Origin of the sequence: Pseudoalteromonas sp. AS71, assembly GCF_038900275.1 — a bacterium.
Taxonomy (GTDB): Bacteria; Pseudomonadota; Gammaproteobacteria; order Enterobacterales; family Alteromonadaceae; genus Pseudoalteromonas.
In genome coordinates this window covers 16,185-39,230 of record NZ_JBBMQZ010000006.1, presented here as the reverse complement: position 1 = coordinate 39,230, position 23,046 = coordinate 16,185, and the positions used below count along the sequence as shown (strand labels likewise).

Here is a 23,046-nt window from a genome sequence, read left to right as displayed (position 1 = left end):
GATTACTCGCCTTCGAATTCAACCAATTTTAGGATTTTAATACCCATTTTTTTGATGCGCTGCTCGCCACCAAGTTCAGGTAATGATACAACAAATGCAGCATCTGTGGCTTCGCCACCTAGTTTATGAACTAATTTAGCAGTGGCTTCAATTGTGCCACCAGTTGCTAACAAGTCATCAACTAGTAATACTTTATCGCCAGGTACAATTGCATCAACGTGCAGTTCTAGCGTGTCTTCACCGTATTCAAGTAAGTAATCTTGACGAATAACTTCGCGTGGTAACTTACCTGGTTTACGTACTGGAATAAACGGAATACCTAACGCGTAAGACAATGGCGCACCAAAAATAAAGCCACGTGATTCTGTGCCAATTATTTTAGTAAAACCCTGATCTTTATATTCAGCGATAAACGCGTCAATAGTTGCTTTAAAGGCTTCTGGATTTGCCATTAAAGTGGTTACATCGCGAAACATGATGCCCGCTTTTGGATAATCAGCAATTGTAGTTATGCTGTTTTTGATAATTGCTGGTGTTACTTGAGTCATAATTTTAACTGCTCAATTGTTTATATTACAAAGCAGGTGATTATAACCTTAACTAACCTTTAATTGCGAGTTTGGCGTTATTATAAAAGAAGTATTAAGTGTAGGGAGTGTAATAAGAAATAAAGAGACTCAAGGCTGAAGTAAGCAACAGCCTTAATAAACGCTATGCATTTTAAGTTAAGCTAGTGATCCAGCCTAATATTGCATTTAAACAACCAATCCCTGCAAATACAGCTAAGAAAGCAAGAAAGTAAGTAGCGTTGAACGGATCTTTAAAGTCTTTATCATCTGACATTGGTACAACCTTTTATTAAGCACGGCAAATAAGGGTGTCATGATAGACGATGTAAAATCATCAATAAAGACCTTAATCTTGATTTTTTGTCACAATGACACCGCGTTCAACCATAGCATTAAGGGTAACCAATGCACCTTGAGCAATTTGCTCTGCATTAAATTGCGGCGCGTGAGCTAATACCTGTTGGCAAACTTCATCAAATGTCGCTCCATCACTTGCCTCGATAATTGACAGCAATAAAGCAGTCATCGCATTGGTAGCCAAAAATTGAACGTCATCATCTTCATCTCTATATACAACAAAACAATTAGGCTGGGCTGATGGCTCTTTAGGTATAAAGTGATTGCTAATATTTTGAACTGGAAATTGATAACTTAAATTTCTTGCCGCTTTCGATAAATACAAAGCAGAACTAGTGAGTGCTGTTGTTTGTAATTTTTGCGCTTGCTCATCTTCATGCGCAATCGATACATCAAGCTCTACCCATTCGTAATGGGCAAGCTCTAGCATAAACACAGGATCGTATTCTTTCATTTTATAATCACTAGATAAGTAATTAACAAACTCCCCTGCTATATCTAAAAAGTACGGCGAATGACAATCATATTCGCTAAAAAACTGACGTACAAGTACCTGCCATTGCTTATCGGTGTATAAGGTTTTTAATACCGGAAAACCTGATGATATAAAACCTTCAATGTTATTAAAAAATAGGTCGCGATAAATGGCCATACGTCTGTCTTCGATACCGCTGGGCTTATTATTTTTTTTAGGCTCGCGAATATGCGCCATAAATTCGTTTTGTATTTCAATAAAGCTCATAACCAGGCACTCTTTTAATATTTATAAAGGCTTATATTAAGCTCGTTGTTTTGAAAAAGTTGAAGTAATGTGTTTAGCTTGTAGCTCATGAATTATATCTAATTCTTTGGTTAACACATCCATAGTAGGAATATTAAAATCGCGCTCAAGCAAGGTTGGAAATACGCCATGCACTTCATATGCCTTATCCAATAGCTTCCACACAGGATCAATGACATCAGCACCATGTGTATCCACTATTAAGTCATCAGCCTCATTATAATGGCCTGCAACGTGCCCATAGGCAATACGATTAGAGGGTAACCCAGCTAAAAACGCTTGTGCGTTATAGCCATGATTAATCGAATTCACATAAATGTTATTCACATCAAGTAAAAGCTTGCAGTCTGCTTGCTCTAAAATGGTATTTGTAAATTCCAGCTCAGATAACTGCTGCCCAGGAGCGGCATAATAAGAAACATTTTCTATCGCAATTTGTTGCTCAAGTATGTCCTGTACTTGTTTAATACGTGGAACAACGTGTGCAATAGCATCTGGCGTGAACGGAATTGGCATTAAGTCATACATATGCCCGGTGCCAGAGCAGTAACTTAAGTGCTCACTATAAATTTTTATATTGTTCTCTTCAAAAAAAACTTTTAAAGATTTAACAAATTCAACATCCAATGGTTCGGGTGAACCGATAGACAGTGATAATCCATGACACACAAAATTATTTGCATCTGTTAAAGTTTTAAATTGTTTTTTAAAACGCCCCCCTAGTTTTAACCAGTTCTCCGGCGCAACTTCTAAAAAATCTACTTGATTAGGTACGTGCTCAAGGAGCTCACCAAGCATTTCTCGTCGTAGGCCAAGGCCCACCATCCCGAAATCTGTACTCTGAACTTGTGTCATAACTACCTCTAACTTATCAAAAAAGGGCCTTAAGGCCCTTTTAGCATAACTTATTTAGAATAAGAAATTAACGGCCGCCACATTTACCTTCACCGCACTTGCCTTCCGCTTTAGCTTTAGCGCCTTTAGTATCTTTTGCGTCGCCGCCACATTTACCTTCGCCGCACTTACCTTCAGCTTTAGCTTTCATGCCTTTAGCATCTTTTGCGTCGCCACCACATTTACCTTCGCCGCACTTGCCTTCTGTTTTAGCTTTTGCATCTTTTGCATCGCCGCCACATTTACCTTCGCCACATTTGCCTTCTGTTTTGGTTTTTGCATCTTTTGCGTCGCCGCCACATTTACCTTCGCCGCACTTGCCTTCTGTTTTAGCTTTTGCATCGCCGCCACATTTACCTTCGCCGCACTTGCCTTCTTTAGCGTCAAGTTGGTAACCTGTCACTAATTGTTGAAACTCAAATGGGTTAGCCTGTACATCTGCAGATACAAAGCTTGCAGAGCCAACAACTACTGCACCTAAAGTTAACGCGATTGTATTTTTTTTAACTGTATTCATTTTGTGACTCTCTTTAATCAAGTATTGTAAATCTCAGCAATAAAAATGTATTTTAAATTGCTTGTATGCTTAAGTAGACCTGTACAAGAATAAAAACTTTCATTTATTTTCATAATATTTACTTTTGCGGTTTCTACGTTAAATATGGTTGGTAATTACAGATTTATCAATGTGTGATTTGCAGGTAAACTATGCGTCCAGTTTTTTATCAGAATTAATCACCTTATGAAACTTGTTTTAGCGCCTATGGAAGGTGTCGTTGATTTTAAAATGCGCCAATTACTCACAGACATTGGTGGGTTCGATTTGTGCGTTACCGAATTTGTAAGAGTGGTTGAGACATGCTTACCTGACAAGGTTTTTCATCGATTTTGCCCTGAACTACATAATAATGGATTTACGCGAGCAGGTACTCCTGTGCGTGTTCAGTTGCTCGGCCAAGAAGCAAATCCGTTAGCCGAAAATGCAGTAAGAGCAATTGCTTTAGGATCTCATGGGGTCGACCTTAACTTTGGCTGCCCAGCAAAAACTGTAAATCGTAGTCGAGGAGGCGCTGTACTACTTAAAGATCCTGATCATATGTACACTATTATCAAAGCAGTCCGAGACGCTGTAGATGATAAACATGAAGTAAGTGCAAAAATTCGCTTAGGATTTGATGATGACAGTAATAGCCAAGAAATAGTTGATGCTGTGGTAAGTGCGGGCGCAAATAGTATAGCTATACATGCTAGGACCAAACGTGATGGCTATAACCCGCCAGCATATTGGGAAAAAATTCCGCCAATAATAAAAGATAAAAACATTGCCGTAGTTGCTAATGGTGAAATTTGGCAAGTTGAAGACGCGATGCTTTGCCAAAAACGTAGTGGATGCACTGATTTAATGCTTGGTCGTGGCGCCCTTTCGCACCCTGATCTAGCAAAAAAAATTAAAGCTCATGTAAATAACGAACAATATGATGGCCTTCAATGGGAGCATATTATTTATCACTTAATCCACTCTGCTATTCATCAAGACCCTGCAAAAGATGTAAAGTACTTTGCTTCTCGTACAAAGCAATGGCTAGGTTACCTTAAACGCCAATACCCGCAAGCGATCGATTTATTTGATGAAATCAGACGTTTAAAAAGTAAAGAAGATGTGGCAAGCGTATTAAATAAATACGCCAAAGCACCGCAACTTGATTCAAATCATAACGGCTAGATTAAAGCATCTAGATAATATCAGTATAACGAAAAGACAATTTAATAAGGTTGTACTGATAATGCATCATCAAAAGATTCTAAACGATGAAATAGCACAAGTTAAATTGCATATATTAACTATGCTTTCTCAATCAGCCTATCCGGCACACCAGCATTTAATAAAAATTTTAAACAGTACAGCAAACAATGAATGGTTAGACTGTGCAGCACAGAAACTAGGGCCTGAATATGCGCTTTTGATCAATCGCATGACTAAACTAGAAGCAGCAGTAAGCCAAATAGAAATTGGCCAATACGGTTACTGCTGTGACTGTGAAGAAAAGATATCAGCCAAATTGCTTGAACAAGACCCTGCAATTCAACGATGTACAAAGTGCGCATCATGAGCGCACTTAAAAGTTATTACATCAGTTGCTGTATAAAGCTAAATGATTGTCCAGGATAAAGTAATATATCTTCAACTAAATATTGGGCCTCTTCTTGGCTTATTTCTAAGCGTTTCATAAGATTCACCTTTGCTTGTGGCAAAGTCCACGCATGGTAATGAATGCCAATATCTGATTCCATCATTGCAAGCATAAGAGTGTTATCTTTATCGGACATGTTCATATTGCTCGCCATTGCCGGTAAGTCTAGATAAGCAGACTGCCAATCAAGTCCCTCTATTAACTTTTCATCCGAGAGGTACTTTACTACAAATGATGTTTGATGAGAGGTAGACAATTTGCTATCGAATACTACATGCTCTGATACTTTTATTTTTTCATTAAGAAGAGTAACCCATTCTAGCGGTGAGTGTACTTCGCCACTAAAGTAATTAAGCTTGCTCTGATACCACTGTGTTCCATTTGGAAGCCCTCTTAAACCAACACTGCCTCTGGGCTTATAACTAGCTAAATAATCGCTAAAAGCTCTTATATGACTCTTAAGTGCTGGTTGAGCATCATTACTTCCTATAGCACTCAATACATAGCTTTGTAATAATGTGAGCTCAATTTTATTCAGCTTTAAATTGCTTTGTTTTGCACTGTCTAGCGTATCTTGGGTTAACTTAAGCCAAGTAATAACATTATCTGGTGTACTTTTTGAGTCCTCGAAAGCAAGCATGTTTTTTAATACATCGACTTGAGCCGGCCAATTAAAATAGCGCTCAGGAAAACGCTCTGCAATAACCAAATAGTTTACTTGTGCAATTTGATTGAGATTAAGGTCCATACCCATTAAGTTCTGATAAATAGTATGACGTTTAGCTAAATATGCATCAGAGAACACCAATTGCTCTTTAGTAATTCTATCGGTTTTTTTAGCGCCTGGTTGTACAAGTGCCATGTTTAAAGTTTTTAAAGCGACTTGCGCATCTTCAAATGACTTATAAGATTGAGGCTGCTTTGAACATGCAGCTAAAAATAGGCACAGTAATAATGAAAAAGAGAGCTTTTTATACATAGTAGTTCCAATAAAAAAAGCCCCAGAGGGGCTTTTTATAAGTTGCTTTAGCTAAATAAAATTAAATTTTAACACCGTTGCGAGCGGCTTTATCTTTAATATATGTAGACCAACCTTTTGCAAACTTGCGTGTGCGAGGGTCATCCATAGCTTTAGTAATTGCAGCATATGCTTGCTTATACTTACCTTGGTAGTAATACGCTTCAGCTAAATCTGAGTAAATAGTACCCTTTTTATCAGAGCCAAGCTCTAATGCTTTGTTCAAACGAACAACAGCGGCACTAAATTTCTCAGATTGTAAAAGTAACGAACCAGCTTTGCGATAGTTCTCAGCGTCGTCATCAAATTTAGCAGCTTCTTCGTAGTACTTAGCAGCTTTTTCTAAATCTTTAGAGCGATGATAGTTACTCGCAATCGCGCTAATATTCTGCTTGGTACGCTTTACTTTGTCTTCTTTAATAGCCTTTTCAAGCGTTACAGCTGCTTTAAAAGGGATCTCGTTTAAAGAATAAAAGTTAGACAAGACTTTATAATCTACTTCATTTTCAAAGTAACCATTCTTGTAAGCAACTTCCATCGTTGCTAAACCTTTAGAATAATCCTCAGTTTGTAGGTAATATTTACCTAAACCAACCCAAGCTTTTTTATCATCAGGCCATACACGAACAATCTCTTCGCCAACTTTAACCATGTTTGCATAATCTTTAAGTTCAAAGTATGCAGCTAGTTTTAGTTGGAAAGGGCCTTTATTTGGCTCTTTTTGAAGTTTAATTGCCTTATCTGCTGGTTCAAAAACATCACGAAACTGCTCTAACTGGAAATTAGCTTGGGCAATACGCGTATAAACCGTAGGATCTTCTTGACCGGTAAAGTCCATCCAAGCTACATAAGCTTTTTTGGCTTCTTGATACTTTTCAGTACCGGCGTATAAATCGCCTAACAGTTTTAGAGTTTGTTCTTGATCAGCAAAGTTTAAAACATCAGGGGCAACTGCTTGTTTAGAATATTTAATTGCTTCGTCATACTTTTCTTTTTGCGCGTACATGCTACCTAGGTAACGATTTACAGTCGCTTTATCAAAGTCATTAGAAGGGTCAATCTCTCTAAGCAAAACAATTGCTTCATCAACTTTTTCTTCGTTGTACAAGTCAAACGCTTTAATTACCTTTTTACCAGTACGCTCGCCCATGATTTTAGTTTTTGCTTTTTTACGCTCTTCAATCTTTGCGTAATCTGGCGCCGCTAAAACAGATGCACTTAAAGTAGCACCAGTCACAGACATAAGAATTGCAAGAGCAGTTACTTTAGAAAAATTTCTCATTACTCGCCTCCTTAGTTGCCTTGGTTAAGTTTAAAGTCTAATTGAACTTGTAAACCTGGTTGTTTCTGTGGTTTTCCGTCAATGATCTTAGGACGGTACTTCCACTTACGCAGTGCACGTTTAGCTTCACGGTCAAAGATACGTTTCGGATCTGCGTCAATTACTTCAACGTCAGTTACTCCACCTAACTCATCAATTGTGAATGAAAGTTGTACCCAACCTTCTTTGCCATCTCGCGCTGCTTGCGTTGGATATTTTGGTTCTATACGAACGATCGGTGTCGCATCACCATCTCGTCCAAATGCACCAGGACCACTTAGTCCACCAGCTGAACTACCTATATCTATGCTACCCATGTTAAATGACATAGCACCAGGATTAGGATTATTATTTTCCGGCTGTGGCGGCTGCGGTTTAGGCGGCTGCTTTGGCGGTGGCGGAGGAGGAGGCGGTACACGCTTCCTCTCCTGCACCTTAGATTCAGGCGGATTCGTCATTATTTCGACTATGATCTGCTCTTTTTGTTCCGTATTACGGTCAGCCCCACCAGAGATGAGGAAGGCCATGAAGTAGAACAAGCCGAAAGTAACTGCCCCACCTGCAATCAGTGAAAACAGAAAACGAATCATTACTGATCTCCAGCTATTGAAATTCTAAGGTTGTCACCCGTCGCTTTAATCTGGTCCATAACTTTAACTACCGTACCGTGTTTAGCTTCTTTATCAGCTTGTATAATTACAACTTCGGTAGGTTGCTCTGCTAATAAACTTTCGATTTTTGCTGAAATACGTTCAACATCAATTTGTTGTTTATCAACCCAGATTTCGCCGTTACCACGAATAGCAATAAAAATGTTAGCATTTTTTTGCTTAGTAGCTTGGGCAGCTTTTGGTTTATTGACCTCGATACCAGCCTCTTTAACGAACGATGTAGTTACGATAAAGAAAATAAGCATGATAAATACGATGTCAAGCATTGGCGTCATATCAACCGCAGCTTCTTCTTCTTCACGAAAACGTTGTTTACGTGCCATATTTAATTCTCTCTCTAGTGATGAGGCATACTATCAATAAGTTTGGCTTTCACCATTTTAGCTTTTGTCTCAAGACGTGAGCTAAAAAATACTCCAGATAATGCCGCAACCATTCCAGCCATTGTTGGGATTGTTGCCATTGAAATACCTGATGCCATTAAACGTGCATTACCTGTGCCCTGGTTGGCCATGGTTTCAAAAACCGAGATCATACCAGTAACAGTACCAAGTAAGCCTATTAAAGGACAAACAGCTACTAATGTCTTAATCAACAACATACGCTGATCTAATTTTTCAGACGCTTCAGAAATCCATGCTTCACGGATTCTGTGTGCGTACCAAGACGTAGTGTCTTGGCGGGCATCCCACTTTGCTACAATTTCTTTCGCTGTGCGAGGAAATTCTGCAAGTAGGAACCAATAGCGCTCAATCATTAAAACCCACATCAGAAAGAGTGCTATCGCGACCACGTATAAAACCTGGCCGCCTGTGCCAACAAAATCCCTGATAGATTCCCATATCTCCATCAGGACTAGCATTAGGCTTTCTCCTTCTCCGCGTGAGTAGCAACGATACCCGCGCTTTGCTCATCAAGGATGTGTAATACCGACTTACTACGACCAGCTACAAGAGCATGAAGTAGAATTAGTGGTAATGCAGCAATTAGACCTAGCGCTGTAGTTACAAGTGCTAGAGAGATGTTACCTGCCATGATCTTCGGATCACCCGTACCGAACAATGTGATTGTTTGGAACGTTAGGATCATACCGATTACTGTACCTAGTAGACCAAGTAATGGTGCGATTGCAGCAAGAATCTTAATTATATTGATACCAGCTTCGATACGTGGCGTTTCACGAAGAATCGCTTCATCAAGTTTAAGCTCAAGGTTTTCAACATCTTGGTTCTTGTTGTCATGGTAAACTTTAAGAATACGGCCCAGTGGGTTATTTGTATTCGGTGTAGCAACATTTTTAAGCTGGCTCTTAATCTTACTAGTAGTAAGTGTAAGGTCAACAAAACGAATTAGAGTAATTAGCATACCTAAAGCTAGTAAAGCTGTAATGATATAACCAACTACGCCACCTTGATGGAAGTATTCCATAAGTGTCGCTTTTTGAGTGTTGATACGTAAGATAGCACCACGAGTCGGATCGATATAAACACCAGCGTAGTTATCTGATGATGTATTTTCAAGCTCAGCGATACCGTCTAAAATATAACCATCTGGTTGTTTACCTAGAGGCTGAATAGACTTAGTTTCTGGTGAGTAGATTAAGTAACCATCATCTGTAACTAAGTTAAAGTTACCGATACGTGTTACTTTCTTCATTGACGGGTTACCATCAAGACCAGCAACTTCAGTTTCAAAAGTCGAAACTTTAGCTGATTCAGTCATTTCTGTTTGAAGTGAAATCCAAAGTTCTTCAAGTTCACGAACAGTTGGAAGTTCTTTAGCAGCAGCTAATGAACGTAAGATTTCTGCACGGCCAGGTTTCTCAGCACTAACTAGTGATGCTTCGATAGAACCAATAGCGTCTTGAGCTGCACGACGTACAACACCAAACATCTCACCCAAAGTACCTTGAGCACTTTGTAGAGCTGCTTCTTTTTCAGCTAATGTATTTTCATTTTGTGCATATTGCTTAGCTAAGCTTTCACCACGAGACTTCTCAGAAGCAAGTTCGCTTTTAGCTTTGTTAAGTAAAGATTGCTTGTCAGCACGTTCTGATAAGAACTCTTGCTCACGTTGCTTATTAATTTTACCTTCAGAGATACGCTCTTGCTTTACTTGCTCAAGAATTTTATCTAGAGCTCCAGTATTTGCATGTGCATTAAGCGCGGTACCTGCAGAAACAGTTAGTACTGCTGCAACAGCAAAACCTTTAAATAGTTTCTTCATTATTGATTACTCCGCGCCAAAGATAGGTAGTTTAACAAGTTCTAATGTCGCTTGCTTACGCGCCATACGAATAACTTCTTTAACAGGTTTTAGGTATTCTTCACCTAATTCTTTCCACTGTTTAGTATTGTTATCCCACACCCAAGCATGTTTCAAGTCAAAAGACTGAGCAACGTAAGTGATACGACCTAACTGACCGATATCAACGTTAATGCTCTTGCCATCAACTTCTAGAGTACCTTGTGAAGCAGATACAAGTGAGCTGTACGCTGTTTCAATAGTGTACGATTCAAGTACTTGACGGAATTTTTCAGACGTCGTTACAGACGCAGAAACCATGATTTCACGTAGTCTTTCAACACGTGCTAAACGCGTTTCTAGATTAAATGGAACGTCCGCTTTGATGAATTGCTCAAGCGTATCGATCATGCGATACATCAAAGGCACAACGTTTTGTTTCGTGTTATCAATCGTAGCGATTTGACGATCAAACGATTCAATAGACGCGTTTTGGCTATCAACCAAGCGCGACACGTGATCGTTATACACTTTCATTAGTTCAGTCTCATCAACAACGCTACGGTACTCAGCGATTAGCTCCTGAGTTTGACCATATACATTGTCAATTTTAGTTTGAGACTTAACCGCAGCCTTTTGAATTTGTTGACCTGCTTTTTGCACGTCATTCAAAGGATCTGCAATCACATTGCTGCTTGCAAATGCAAAAGCGCCAACCAACGCAGTTGCTACAAGACTCTTTCTGATTTTAACAGACATAGTTCCCAACCAATTAAGTAATGTTACTTTTATAATTTAATTATCCTCCGAAGAGAACAACCCTGATATCTTTTAATAGATATCAACCTTCCAATAATGCTAAATGCAATTAGCGCTGTCAACTTGATGTTTACTAATCTCTGCAAATAAATAGCTAAGTTAATGCTTAAACAAAAGTACTAGCACGCAAATGTTAACATTATTGCAACTAACCTTTTTCTTAATATTTCGATTAAAGCCTTTTAAGGGGTGTATTTATTCGCATTGTACTGACATAAAACAACATTATTGCAACATTTAGCTAAAGCTGAATTCGCACTGAAAAAAAACAAAAAAAAATATAGATAGATATCGTAAAAGTTATTTTTTAAACGATTTCAGTACATTTTATCTCCCCAACAACACTTCATCTGAAAAAACAAACCATTTATCGCACAAAAAAACAACACCGCGTAACCGCTAATATTAAAAGCACCTACTTCACGTTCGTACTTTTTAAAATTCCTATTAAAATGTATTTCCCGTAAATAGTAATAATAACCTTAACGACAGGTTTATTTAGTAAATCAATAACTGTTGATAATTAGACGAACACCACTCGTCGTTCCAAAAATATTTCATATTATTTAAAGCTTAAAGCTAGCCAATATCTAAGCTAATCACGAGGAATACCAATTTTCTTAATTACGCTATCTATTTTGGGGTAATAAAACCTTATTGATAACAATTAGCTCCCTTGTCTATTTAGGATACTGCACCACCTCCTACATCCATGCAGTCGTATATCAGAATTTTTTATCTGGTTAATGCCAAGCTTAATTCGTCAAATTAATTAAGAATTATCTCGGGGTTGTATTGGTATCAGTTTAAGATTATTTTGCATAATTATAGGAAATGCTTTAACAGCGCTAGAAAGTGATTTAACTTGTTGGGTTATTCGAATAGCTAAAGTTTTTTGATGTATATTGAAATAAAGATGAACTAGATATTTTAAATGCAGGAATTTGTAAAGTGTAAAATAAAGTAGATTAAGGAGGGGGGGAATTATGGTGAAACAGAGAACTGCTTCACCAAGATGAACTAGAGTTCACATAATAAATTATGCTGCTTCTACGTTCTCAGCTTCAGGGCCTTTTTGACCTTGTTTGATGCTGAATGTCACTGCTTGACCTTCGCTAAGAGTGCGAAAACCAGAACCAGTGATTGCGCTGAAATGTACAAACACGTCAGGACCATTTTCTTGTTCAATGAAACCAAAGCCTTTAGCTTCGTTGAAAAACTTTACTTTACCAGTAACCGACATACTAAATTTTCCTGTAAGTCAATAATTAAAATTCAGCCATATTATTATGGCAATATCCTCCCTGAGTCAATGCTCAAAAATATGGAGGTACAGTACAGGAACAAGTAATAACCTAACCGGTAACCTTAAACGCAGCACAATATCCGTAAATTCAATACATAAAAACTCAAAGCAAGGTAAGATTAACACATTATATTTTTTTTCGCTCTATTAATTGGGAATTATTTATTAAAAATATAAATTTGTTTTGAATCGCCTTTAACTGACTAATTTACAAGCAAAAACTATAAAGTATTATTGTAATATATATTGCTATAAGCCCGTATAAAAACTCCCTACAACCGCCATACAGTCAAATAACGCCTCAATAATATCAAAAACACAAACAAAAAAGCCGCCTAAAAAATTAGGCGGCTTTTGGTTTAAATATATAATATTAGCTATTCAACAGACCAATCAATAGTATCCTCAGCTTTTATAGGCACAACTTCAGAGTCGCCTAAAGTGAAGCTTGCTGGTACTTGCCATGGTTTTCTTTGCAATGTAATTGTATCGGTATTACGTGGTAAATCATAAAAGTCAGGGCCAAAGTGGCTTGCAAACCCTTCAAGCTTATCCAGAGCTCCCGCATCTTCAAATGCTTCCGCGTACAACTCAATAGCGGCATGAGCCGTATATGCTCCAGCACAACCACACGCAGCTTCTTTTTTATCTTTATAATGTGGTGCAGAATCAGTTCCTAAGAAGAATTTTTTATTTCCACTTATAGCTGCGGCCATTAATGCTTGCTGGTGAATATTACGCTTGAGAATTGGCAAACAATAATAATGTGGGCGAATTCCACCGGCTAACATATGATTACGATTATAAAGTAAGTGATGAGCTGTAATTGTTGCTGCTACATTGCTAGGTGCATTAACGACAAACTCTACTGCATCTTTAGTTGTAATATGCTCTAGCACAATTTTAAGTTCTGGAAAGTCACTCACAACATCCCCTAAAATCGTATCCAAGAATACTTTTTCACGGTCAAAAATATCAATTGATGAATCGGTAACTTCTCCGTGTACTAACAGCAACATACCTACTTCTTGCATTGCTTTTAAAACCGGATAAATATTTTTTACTGATGTAACACCCGAGTCAGAATTAGTTGTAGCGCCAGCAGGATAGAGCTTTGCAGCTACTATTTTTCCCGTTGCTTTGGCTTTTTTTATTTCTTCTGGTGTCGTTTTATCAGTAAGGTAGAGCACCATTAAAGGCTCAAAGACACCTTTTGGACCTGCTGCCATAATGCGCTCTCGATAAGAAAGAGCGGTATCAGTACACGTTGCCGGCGGAACAAGGTTTGGCATAATAATAGCGCGGCCCATGTATCTGCTAATGTCTCGTACAGTATCTTTTAACTGGTCGCCATCACGTAAATGTACATGCCAGTCATCTGGGCGAGTGATAGTAAGGGTTGTTACAGAATTTGTATTGTTACTTGTCATTACTTTGTTCCACGGCTGAATTTATCCGATCATAGGCATATGAGGTTTTCGAGTAAAGATTTTATTAAAAATAATGCATATGTCGATTACATTACTGAGCTGTTAGTTAAAGCTTAGTACTCTAATTCAATTGGCATTAGCCTTTGTTATTATTTACAATTAATTAAAGTCATTCGTTGTAAAAGTTTACAGCTAATTAAAACCACTCATCGCTTTATTTTGTACAAAATCCGAGATTAGGTTAACTTAGCCCTGTATTTAAAAATAAAAAGAATAATATAAATTGCCTATGTCTTACAAAAATGATGCTACAAAAGCACTTGAGATAAAAACTGATCAACTGAGTATTATTAATCAATTTTCATCCAGCTTATTGCAACTCGATACACTAGACGAGCTATTTGAGTATGTTACAACGCACGTTGTTAACCGTTTAGGGTTTGTTGATTGTGTGATTTACCTTGCCGACAACAATGCTTACACATTAAATCAAGTTGCATCTATGGGTATTGCTCACGCCCGTGACAAATATCAAGCCGAACGTAAAGTAATACGCTTTAGTGAAGGTATTACTGGGGCTGTTGCAACTACTGGCAAAGCCGTAATTATCGATGATGTAACAAAAGACCATCGTTACATTGCTGATGAGCGCCCTGCCCAATCAGAACTATGCGTGCCTCTTATATATAAAGAACAAGTTTTAGGTGTTATTGATTGTGAGCACCCTATTAAAGCCTACTTTACCAACGCACACCTCGAAATACTTACAACAGTTGCCCACTTACTCAGCGCTAAAATCAACCAGGTAAATACGGTAAATAACTTACAAAAAACCGTTGAGCAGCTCAACAACGCACAAAAATTAGAAAATAGCTTATTGCAAATAGCTAACCTGACCTACAAAGCTAACGACTTAGATACCTTCTTTGAAGCCCTGCATTCAATTATCAACAACCTACTTCGTGCTGATAATTTTTTTATCGCTTTATATGATAAAAAAGTAGATATACTTGACCTTGTTTACATAGTCGAAGAAGGCATTAACACCAAAACACATCAAAAAATATCTAAAGAGCAGCTAAAAGACACTGCTTCATATTATCTACTGCAAACAGAACAAACCTTATTACTCAACAAAGACGCCTTTCAAAGTCATATTAATAACGGTGACTTTAAAATGGTGGGAAGACAATCTGAGTCATGGTTAGGTGTTCCATTTAAAACAAGTGATCGTATAAGCGGTGTTATTGTTGTACAAAGCTATGATAAAACGCTGCACTATAACGAGCACGACAGTGCTCTTCTCACCTATGTCAGTCGCCAAATCAGTATGGCATTAGATAGGCAACTAGCCCGACAAGAGCTCGAACATAAAGCATTACATGACGAACTTACTGGCCTTGCTAACCGCTCATTACTCATTGAGCGAATAAAGCATGCTATTTTACGTTTAACGCGCGCTAAAAAGAGTACTAGCCATGCCCTGTTGTATCTAGATTTTGACCGTTTTAAAAGTATTAATGATTCATTGGGGCATGAAGTCGGAGACCATTTTCTTATAAAAATATGCGACTTAATTAAAAGTACAGTAAGAGGCACTGATACGTTTGCTCGTTTAGGTGGTGATGAATTTGCTATTTTCATGGAAAATATCACACATAAAAACCAAGTTAATGAAGCTTTAAACAGAATTAAAAGCGCATTATCAAAACCTATAAATGTAGATAGCCACTTACTTCAAGCCTCTACTAGTATTGGTATTGCCTATACCGACAACATAAACGATAAAGCTTATATATTATTGCAACAAGCTGATGCTGCTATGTATGAAGCAAAATCCACTGGGCGTGGACAAGTTAAGTTTTTTAATAACACGATGCGTAAAAAGCTTAAAACCCATGCGGATATCGAAAATGACTTGCAACACGGTATAGAACACAATGAATTTGAACTCTATTTTCAGCCAATTTTTACAATTACCACAAGTGAGGTTATTGGTTTTGAAGCACTTGTGCGCTGGCATCACCCTAAAAAAGGATTTGTACCCCCTAATGACTTTATACCGATAGCTGAAACTACAGGGCAAATTATAAATCTTGATTTACATTTACTTGATTTAGCCGCTCAGCAGATTTCCAATTGGCACCAGCAAGGTCATCGCTTTTTGAAAGTAACGGTTAATGTGTCGTCACGACATTTTGCAAGCCTCGATTTTGTAGCGCAAATACATTCCATTTATAATAAGTACCAATTACCTCTGGGTTCTTTATGTTTAGAAATTACCGAATCAGGCTTAATAGAAAATCTAGAACTCGCCACTCAAATAATAGAAGGTCTTTCACCTTTAAAAGTAAAATTGTGCCTTGACGATTTTGGAACGGGTTATTCAGCACTTGGCTACTTGCACCAACTGCCTATTCATATTTTAAAAATAGATAAAAGTTTTATTGACCACCTACAAGATTCCACCAACCCACTTGTTGAAGCAATTTTATCACTTGCTCAATCATTAAAGCTTGGAGTTGTTGCTGAGGGAATAGAAACATCTGAACAATTAGCGATTTTACAATCGACCGCATGCGATTACGGCCAAGGCTTTTTAAAGTCAAAACCAGTTACTGCCAAAGAAGCCATAGTACTAATTAATAAACCCTTATAAAAAGAGCCAGCGAGTTGGTCGCTGGCTTAGGTATTACGTATATACTCATCCATTGAGCTAAACTAAAGCAAAACAGTAAAACGACTCTATTTTTTAAACCACAATCTAAAGTAAACATTCAACAAGCCCCGCCTCATACAGTTATCAATATGGTCAAAATTTACGCTCATGTAAAGCACACTGTAATCGATATACTTAAAATACAACATGAGGCAAACTCATCTGAATCTCATCAAACCAGTTTTTAAATGACTTTTATCGTTACTAATTCTAATATTTTCGCGATTCATAGCAATAAACTGTAATAAACCACAATAAATCGCAAACTTTTAGCCATCTAGACGTTGAAACGTTTTTTGTATAGGCGTAGTATGTGGTTAATCTGAGCTGAACTCACTTTCCCCATGAGAATTTTTAAAGATGATTGGTATTAAACATTTAAAAACCATAGCAACCCTTAAAGAAACAGGATCTTTGGTTAATACGGCACGAGAGTTATTTTTGACACAGTCTGCTTTATCTCATCAAATCAAAGATTTAGAGAACAAATTAGATTGCCAATTATTTGAGCGTAAAACTCAACCAGTCCGTTTTACCCCTCAGGGAATGCTATTACTTGAGTTAGCTCACGAAATATTGCCAAAAATGGAAGCGACTAAATGCCGTTTGAAAGAAAGCTTAAATCAGCCTATTTCTCAACTGCGTTTAAGTGTGGAATGCCATGCATGCTTTCATTGGTTATTACCTACTATTAAAGAATTTAATAACTTTTGGCCTGATATAAAAATTGATTACGAGCGTGGCTTTAGTTACGACGCTATTCCTGACTTACTAAGCGATGAGCTCGATTTAGTTTTAACATCTGACATACGTGAACCCGACACATTAGAATACGCGCACTTATTTGATTTTAAATTAAAGCTTATTGTGGCACCGGATCATGAACTTGCTAAAAAAGCGTATGTAACAGCGCTTGATTTAAAAAACGAAACTATTATTTCATACCCAATCCCACGTGAACGCCAAGATATATTTAAGCATTTCATTCAAAATGCACGTTTTGACGGTACGTTAAAAACGGTTGATCAAGGGTTACTTATTTTTCAACTAGTAAGTGCCGGCATGGGCGTTGCCGCTTTACCTGATTGGCTAGTTACACCTTATGAAAGCCAAGGCTTGATAAAGTCAATTCCTTTGGGTGCTCTTGGCCTTACTCGTCCTATGTATTTAGCAATGAAAAAAGACATGAAAGACAACCCTGTTTATCGTCACTTTTTAAATACGTGTAAGTTAAATAACGGTCGATAATCATCAATATAATGAGTAATATCGCTGTAATTAACTCTACAGCGTTTAACTCTTATGTTTGTTATTAAAAAAATTATTGGTGGTTTACTTATGCCACTGCCTCTATTTGGTTTATTTGCGTGCCTGATGCTCCTACTCGCATTTAAAGGCCGCAAATCAGCTCTCTTCTTATCTGCTTTAAGCTTAATTGTATTACTTGCATTGAGCACACCCTTTATCGCCAATTTAATTATCCACAATAATGAACCTACGTCGCTTGCATTTAATGCTTTAAAGCATCCAAAAATAGACAAAATAGTTGTACTAGGTTGCGATATAAACCCAAATCCTGCACTCAGTGCTAATAATCAATTAGGTAATTGTGCGTTAACGCGCTTATTAGAAGGTGTAAAACTAGCAAAGCACTACCCTAATGCAGAGCTTATAGTTTCAGGCGGGGGTTATAAAAATACCACTAATAGCGGGCTTATGTATCAAACAGCAATTAGTTTAGGAATTAATAAAAGTCGTATACTCCAAAACCCTAAAGCGATGGATACCGCAGAAGAAGCTAAATTATTAGCACCTAAATTAGTTGATTTTAAAGTCGCGCTAGTAACATCTGTGCTGCACATGCCCCGCGCCAAAAACTTATTCAATGCTCAAGGTATTGAAGTAATAACCGCCGCCACTGATTATCATAATTTTGCTGCACTTCCATGGAGCAAACAGTTTATTCCCAATGCTCATGCCTTACTTGTGGTTACGCAATACAGTCACGAAGTAGTAGGAAACACTTGGATAAGTCTGCGCCGCTGGGTAGAACCAGAGGCACTGTAGCTCATTTCGTCTAACTAACCTGAACTCTGGATAATAAATCTACCTCAAGTAGAGTTCAGGTTAACTAATAGATAGCCTAGTTAAACTGGGTTATCTATATCTATAAATGTCACATCAAAACCATGCTCTTGAGCAAGTAACTCACCCAGAGCTTTTACACCATAGCGCTCTGTTGCATGATGCCCTGCAGCAAAAAAATCAATGTTTTGCTCACGAGAACTATGAATTGTTTGCTCCGATGCCTCACCCGTTAAATAAGCATCAATGCCCTGCTCTGCTGCTAAGTCAATATATCCTTGCCCACCACCAGTACACAGTGCAATGGTTTCTATTTTAGCTGAGCGTACTAAGCTTGTGAGCGGGGTTCGATTAAGCACTTTTGCAATTTTATCTGCAAAATCTTCACCACTTAATGGTGTTTTTAAACGCCCTTTCATTGCTACGCTATTTGAAGTTGGCTCTAGCCCTGTTTCAATTTCAATATCCAATAACTTTGCAAGTTGCGCGTTATTGCCAACTGCTGGATGAATATCGAGTGGTAAGTGATAGCCGAATAAATTAATATCGTTTGCTAGTAGCGCGCCTATGCGACGCTTTTTCATACCCGTTATTGGTTGAGATTCCCCTTTCCAAAAAAAACCATGATGAACCAAAATAGCATCTGCTTGTTGCTCAATGGCAGCTTCTATTAAAGCTTGACTTGCGGTTACACCCATCACAATTTTTTTAATTTCGTTTTTACCTTCGACCTGTAAGCCATTTGGGCAAAAATCTTTTATTAAATGAGGTTTCAAAATGTCATTTAGGAGTTGGTTAAATTCTCTACGTTGCATATAACTTACCTTACTTAGCACTGAATTTTGTGCAAATTTTGGCGTTTATAGCCCTAAAATGGAAGGAAAATCGCAAAAAATTGAAAAACTGTTTTAAAATAGGTATAAATACCTCTTCTTTATCTGTGTTCACAACGTATAGGGTCTCTGATGAGCAAACTAGACAAAACAGAAGTGTTATCTGCCTTTGAAGCAGCGTACGAAACTGCCAATGGTAAAAAACCTGAAATCACAACTAAACCTGGTTGGTACAGCATTGATGGCGGTAAAAATTTACGCCTAGCTGACGTAGCAGAGCTTACTAAAAAATTAAACTCTGGTAAAACAACTAAAACGAAAAAACCAAAAGCAGCTGCGCCGGTTAAAGCACAGAAAAAAGCGCCATTCACTGTTGTTACCGAAAACGAAGAAGGTTACACAGCGGAAGAACTTTGGATTGTAATTTTAGCTCGTAAAGATCATGACTGTCGCTTACCGCGCGGTGTTGTTTAATCAACATTTATGATTTTTAAAAGAAACCGCGTTAAGCGGTTTTTTTATGGGTGTTATTTACTAAAAAATAAAGCTTATAAGTTGAGTAAGACTAAAAAAAGCGGCTATGTAGCCGCTTTCAAAAGATCAAAATAAATTATAACTTTTCGAAGTAAAGTGATTGGCGTGCTTTTTTACCCACTTCATTCATCGTTTCTGCATTGAATAATCGACCATTAATCATGGTGTAATCTACTTTATCCGAATCTCGAATATTTTTAAGCGGATCGCCATCTATAACCATTAAATCAGCCAGTTTGCCCACTTCAAGCGAGCCTACGTTTTTATCAAGCCCTAAATACTTAGCCGGATCGAGTGTTGAAGCACGTATTGCCTCAAGCGGCGTCATTCCGCCTTGTGCAAACATCCACATCTCCCAGTGTGCACCTAAGCCTTCACGCTGACCGTGAGCACCTAAGTTAACTAAAACACCTAGGTCTTGCAGCTCAGCTGCAACGCGTGCGTTATTAAAGTGATTATAGTGATGATCGGGCGCTTTAATGCGGCGCATAGAGCGTGGTAATAATTGGTTTTTAGGCACAAACTTACTTAAACGCGGATGATTCCACACATCAGTTTTATCGTACCAGTAATTTTCACCCCAAATACCACCATAAGCCACTACAAGCGTTGGTGTATAACCAACATCACTTTGCGACCATAACTGCTTTATATCGTCGTATATGTTCTCTACAGGGATTGAATGCTCAATACCTGTGTGTCCATCTACAATCATACTTAAGTTATGTTGTAATAATGAGCCACCTTCAGGGACGACCATCATTTCAAGCATCCGACCTGCCTCAATAACTTGTTGGCGCTGCTCACGACGAGGTTGGTTATACGACTTAACACTAAATGCACCTACTTTTTTAAGCCGCTCTAAATGAAATTTAGCATCGTCTAACGAGTCAATATGCGACGTATAACCTGGCATATTTGCGCCATATAAAATAGTACCCGTTGAGAAAATACGCGGGCCAACAATCATGCCTGCCTTTTGCATTTCGCTTGCGGTAAATATTTCAGAGGTATCGTTTGATGGATCGTGAATTGTAGTTACACCTAGCGCTAAACCTGCAAAGTTTTTCCAGTTTTGCTCAGGTATAATTTCGTTACTTGCTTGCGAGCCATGTGCATGAGCATCAACAATACCAGGCATAATTGTTTTGCCTGTTACATCAATAACCTCAGCACCTTTAGGAATGCTTATATCGCTGGTCGTGCCGATTGCTTTAATATGCTTGCCATTAGTTATAATTACACCATTTTCAATAACTTTTTCGCCATCCATAGTAATAATTTTTGCGCCAGTAAGCGCAATCATACCTTTTGGCTCAGCCATTTTTTTACTAAAGCCAATGCTTTCGCCACTCTTAACTTTAAAATCGCTATCGTCTGCGCTGTTAATAGCAAACATACCGTCAAGGCTTGCATGATAAAGTTCAGGCCCTAATGTCCAATAAAGCGTGTTGCTCTTAGCGCTCCAACTAATGTTTTCACCAGCACGTACCGATAACTGCTCTATTGGAAATTGGCTGTCTTTAGGCCCAATATTAATTGTTTTACCACTTTGTACAAACGGCGTTACAAATACTTTAAATCGCTCAGCAAAAGCTAGGTATTTGCCATCTGGCGATACTCTAAATTCTGTAGCATGCTCTGACTCATATAGTTTGCGAACTTTTTTACTTTCAAGTTCAACCACACTTAGCGTTGGTTTTGGCCAAGGACTCATTATAAAAACGCGATCGTTTGCATCTCCAAATTGTGGTTGATAACCACTTTTTGAAATAAGCTCACTTTTACCGCCTTTTGCGCTTACACTATAAACCCCCGGATTAAGTGACCACTTAGGGTTTAAAATACTCCCCCCCGTGGCTTTACGATAAACAACCGTTTTCCCATCTGGACTAAACGTAGGCTCTACATACTTACCTGGCTCTTTAGTAATTGTATCGCCGCGACCACTGCGCGCAGAAACCACTCTTACAGACCCTTGTTTGTTATCATCCCATGTGGTGTAAACTATTTTTTTACCATCGCGGGAATACTGCGGAAATAATTCGTAATGATCAGTTTGTTTTGTTAAACGCTTAATTTTACCTGACTCTAAATCGCGTTTATAAATGTGTCCTAGCGCTTCAAAAATTGCCGTTTCGCCATCTGGGCTTACTTGCACATTACGCAGCATTTTTACGTCAAACTCATCAGTATCTAAGTTTTGTGTAAAGCGCACTGCTTTTTGAATTTTTTTACTTGTTTGCACTTTAAAAGGAATGGTTTTAACGGATTTTTCTGCAACATCTAGCTTGTGAATTGTACCACCAGCCCAAAATACTAACTCTTCGTTATCGGGTGTCCATGCAATAGTTGGGTATACACCATGAATAGCCCATGTTTCTTGCATATCTCGCTCAAGCTTATCGTAAAGTTTAGTGTGCTCACCGCTAGTTAAGTCATATAAATAGAGGCTTGTTTGAAAATCATCACGCTTTATATAAGCAAGCTTTTTACCATCTGGTGAGGGTGTAGGCCTAATTGCGCCGCCCATAGTATCGATTATGGTTTCAATTTCACCTGTTTCACGGTCGTAGCGCTTAATTTTATAAATGCCCGCTACAGAATCCTTTGAATAATGAAAGGTTTTACCCGGTGTTGCATCATGTGAAAAGTATACATAACGACCATCCGGTGAAAACATTGGCTCACCTAAATCTTTTTGATCGTTCTCGCGTTTTGTAAGCTGCACGCCCTTGCCACCGGCTTTATGGTACAACCACACTTCACCCGCACCCAATGAGCGGCTAGCTGTAAAGTGTTTACGTGCAACTAAGTAGTCGCCATCAGGACTCCATGCAGGGCTATTTAGTAATCTAAAGGTTTCGTCAGTAACAGCGTGTTGGTTCTCGCCATTTAAGTCCATTATCCAAATGTTATCGCCACCCCCTTGATCGGAAGTAAACGCAATACTTTTGCCGTTAGGACTAAAGCGTGGTTGCATTTGCCATGCAATATCAGAGGTGAGCTTTGTAGCTGTACCGCCACTCATTGGCATAGTATAAATATCGCCAAGTAAGTCAAACACCACGGTTTTACCATCAGGGCTGATATCTATATTCATCCATGTGCCCTGCTCAACGCTAATTGCAGCGTCAACAAATTGTCCTTTAGGTGAATCTACTTGCCATTTTTGTTCATCTTTTTCAGCGGCATTTACCTGCCCTATCGCTAATGACACCGACAGCGCCAATACTGTATGAAGCATTTTTTTCATGCGTTTCTCGCTTGTTA

Annotated in this window: 22 protein-coding genes; 6 read left to right on the top strand and 16 right to left on the bottom strand. The window is 38.3% G+C overall.

What is annotated here, in order from left to right:
- Window positions 1–2 precede the first annotated feature (2 nt).
- The 5 genes from apt to WNY98_RS05960 form a co-directional block, all read right to left on the bottom strand.
- On the bottom strand, window positions 3–548 hold the full coding sequence (gene apt, locus WNY98_RS05980; protein ID WP_007375861.1) for an adenine phosphoribosyltransferase: 546 nt from the start codon (window positions 546–548) through the stop codon (window positions 3–5).
- A gap of 172 nt (window positions 549–720) precedes the next feature.
- On the bottom strand, window positions 721–843 hold the full coding sequence (locus WNY98_RS05975) for a hypothetical protein (RefSeq protein WP_002962301.1): 123 nt from the start codon (window positions 841–843) through the stop codon (window positions 721–723).
- A gap of 72 nt (window positions 844–915) precedes the next feature.
- Entirely contained in the window at window positions 916–1,668 is a 753-nt protein-coding gene (locus WNY98_RS05970) for a putative DNA-binding domain-containing protein (protein ID WP_342877374.1), read from the bottom strand.
- A 36-nt stretch (window positions 1,669–1,704) separates the two neighbouring features.
- Entirely contained in the window at window positions 1,705–2,562 is an 858-nt protein-coding gene (locus WNY98_RS05965; protein WP_342877373.1) for a DUF692 domain-containing protein, read from the bottom strand.
- A 67-nt stretch (window positions 2,563–2,629) separates the two neighbouring features.
- Window positions 2,630–3,118 (bottom strand): hypothetical protein, encoded by a 489-nt coding sequence (locus WNY98_RS05960; protein WP_342877372.1) that lies wholly within the window; start codon window positions 3,116–3,118, stop codon window positions 2,630–2,632.
- A gap of 225 nt (window positions 3,119–3,343) precedes the next feature.
- On the opposite strand from WNY98_RS05960, the gene WNY98_RS05955 reads away from it, so the two are divergent.
- Complete coding sequence (locus WNY98_RS05955) at window positions 3,344–4,324, top strand: tRNA-dihydrouridine synthase (RefSeq protein ID WP_076924117.1); 981 nt, start codon at window positions 3,344–3,346, stop codon at window positions 4,322–4,324.
- Between the two features lie 61 nt (window positions 4,325–4,385).
- Complete coding sequence (locus WNY98_RS05950; RefSeq protein ID WP_076924115.1) at window positions 4,386–4,712, top strand: conjugal transfer protein TraR; 327 nt, start codon at window positions 4,386–4,388, stop codon at window positions 4,710–4,712.
- 16 nt (window positions 4,713–4,728) lie between these two features.
- Here the strand turns inward: WNY98_RS05950 and WNY98_RS05945 are convergent, their stop codons facing one another.
- The 9 genes from WNY98_RS05945 to pyrC form a co-directional block, all read right to left on the bottom strand.
- On the bottom strand, window positions 4,729–5,772 hold the full coding sequence (locus tag WNY98_RS05945; RefSeq protein WP_197185973.1) for a hypothetical protein: 1,044 nt from the start codon (window positions 5,770–5,772) through the stop codon (window positions 4,729–4,731).
- A 61-nt stretch (window positions 5,773–5,833) separates the two neighbouring features.
- Window positions 5,834–7,093: a hypothetical protein gene (locus WNY98_RS05940; protein WP_342877371.1), complete on the bottom strand. Its 1,260-nt coding sequence runs from the start codon at window positions 7,091–7,093 to the stop codon at window positions 5,834–5,836.
- Between the two features lie 11 nt (window positions 7,094–7,104).
- Window positions 7,105–7,722: an energy transducer TonB gene (locus WNY98_RS05935; RefSeq protein WP_024590813.1), complete on the bottom strand. Its 618-nt coding sequence runs from the start codon at window positions 7,720–7,722 to the stop codon at window positions 7,105–7,107.
- Complete coding sequence (locus WNY98_RS05930) at window positions 7,722–8,126, bottom strand: biopolymer transporter ExbD (protein ID WP_076924110.1); 405 nt, start codon at window positions 8,124–8,126, stop codon at window positions 7,722–7,724. Before WNY98_RS05930 ends, WNY98_RS05935 begins: the two co-directional genes overlap by 1 nt.
- A gap of 14 nt (window positions 8,127–8,140) precedes the next feature.
- Window positions 8,141–8,665: a MotA/TolQ/ExbB proton channel family protein gene (locus WNY98_RS05925; protein ID WP_002961709.1), complete on the bottom strand. Its 525-nt coding sequence runs from the start codon at window positions 8,663–8,665 to the stop codon at window positions 8,141–8,143.
- A complete protein-coding gene (locus tag WNY98_RS05920; protein WP_076924109.1) occupies window positions 8,665–10,029 on the bottom strand; it encodes a MotA/TolQ/ExbB proton channel family protein in 1,365 nt (454 codons plus the stop codon). The genes WNY98_RS05925 and WNY98_RS05920 overlap by 1 nt, the downstream gene beginning before the upstream one ends.
- Window positions 10,030–10,035: 6 nt before the next feature.
- A complete protein-coding gene (locus WNY98_RS05915) occupies window positions 10,036–10,806 on the bottom strand; it encodes a DUF3450 domain-containing protein (RefSeq protein ID WP_076924108.1) in 771 nt (256 codons plus the stop codon).
- A gap of 1,099 nt (window positions 10,807–11,905) precedes the next feature.
- Complete coding sequence (locus WNY98_RS05910) at window positions 11,906–12,109, bottom strand: cold-shock protein (protein ID WP_002961702.1); 204 nt, start codon at window positions 12,107–12,109, stop codon at window positions 11,906–11,908.
- A 440-nt stretch (window positions 12,110–12,549) separates the two neighbouring features.
- Complete coding sequence (gene pyrC / locus WNY98_RS05905) at window positions 12,550–13,602, bottom strand: dihydroorotase (RefSeq protein WP_076924107.1); 1,053 nt, start codon at window positions 13,600–13,602, stop codon at window positions 12,550–12,552.
- A 289-nt stretch (window positions 13,603–13,891) separates the two neighbouring features.
- Between pyrC and WNY98_RS05900 the strand changes: the two genes are divergently transcribed.
- The 3 genes from WNY98_RS05900 to WNY98_RS05890 all read left to right on the top strand — a co-directional run bounded on the left by WNY98_RS05900 (window position 13,892) and on the right by WNY98_RS05890 (window position 18,388).
- A complete protein-coding gene (locus WNY98_RS05900; protein WP_342877370.1) occupies window positions 13,892–16,261 on the top strand; it encodes an EAL domain-containing protein in 2,370 nt (789 codons plus the stop codon).
- A 420-nt stretch (window positions 16,262–16,681) separates the two neighbouring features.
- Window positions 16,682–17,569, top strand: coding sequence for a LysR family transcriptional regulator (locus tag WNY98_RS05895; RefSeq protein ID WP_002961689.1), 888 nt, complete (start codon window positions 16,682–16,684; stop codon window positions 17,567–17,569).
- Between the two features lie 54 nt (window positions 17,570–17,623).
- Window positions 17,624–18,388 carry an ElyC/SanA/YdcF family protein gene (locus tag WNY98_RS05890; RefSeq protein ID WP_342877369.1) on the top strand — a complete coding sequence of 255 codons (765 nt, stop codon included), beginning with the start codon at window positions 17,624–17,626 and terminating at the stop codon, window positions 18,386–18,388.
- Window positions 18,389–18,468: 80 nt separating this feature from the next.
- Here the strand turns inward: WNY98_RS05890 and WNY98_RS05885 are convergent, their stop codons facing one another.
- Window positions 18,469–19,221 carry a Nif3-like dinuclear metal center hexameric protein gene (locus WNY98_RS05885; protein WP_342877368.1) on the bottom strand — a complete coding sequence of 251 codons (753 nt, stop codon included), beginning with the start codon at window positions 19,219–19,221 and terminating at the stop codon, window positions 18,469–18,471.
- Between the two features lie 150 nt (window positions 19,222–19,371).
- Here WNY98_RS05885 and WNY98_RS05880 point away from each other — a divergent pair, with 150 nt between their 5' ends.
- Entirely contained in the window at window positions 19,372–19,713 is a 342-nt protein-coding gene (locus WNY98_RS05880; protein WP_002961684.1) for a hypothetical protein, read from the top strand.
- A gap of 136 nt (window positions 19,714–19,849) precedes the next feature.
- Here WNY98_RS05880 and WNY98_RS05875 read toward each other — a convergent pair whose 3' ends face one another.
- Window positions 19,850–23,029, bottom strand: a complete 3,180-nt coding sequence (locus WNY98_RS05875; RefSeq protein WP_342877367.1) for an amidohydrolase family protein — start codon at window positions 23,027–23,029, stop codon at window positions 19,850–19,852.
- Between the last annotated feature and the right edge of the window lie 17 nt (window positions 23,030–23,046).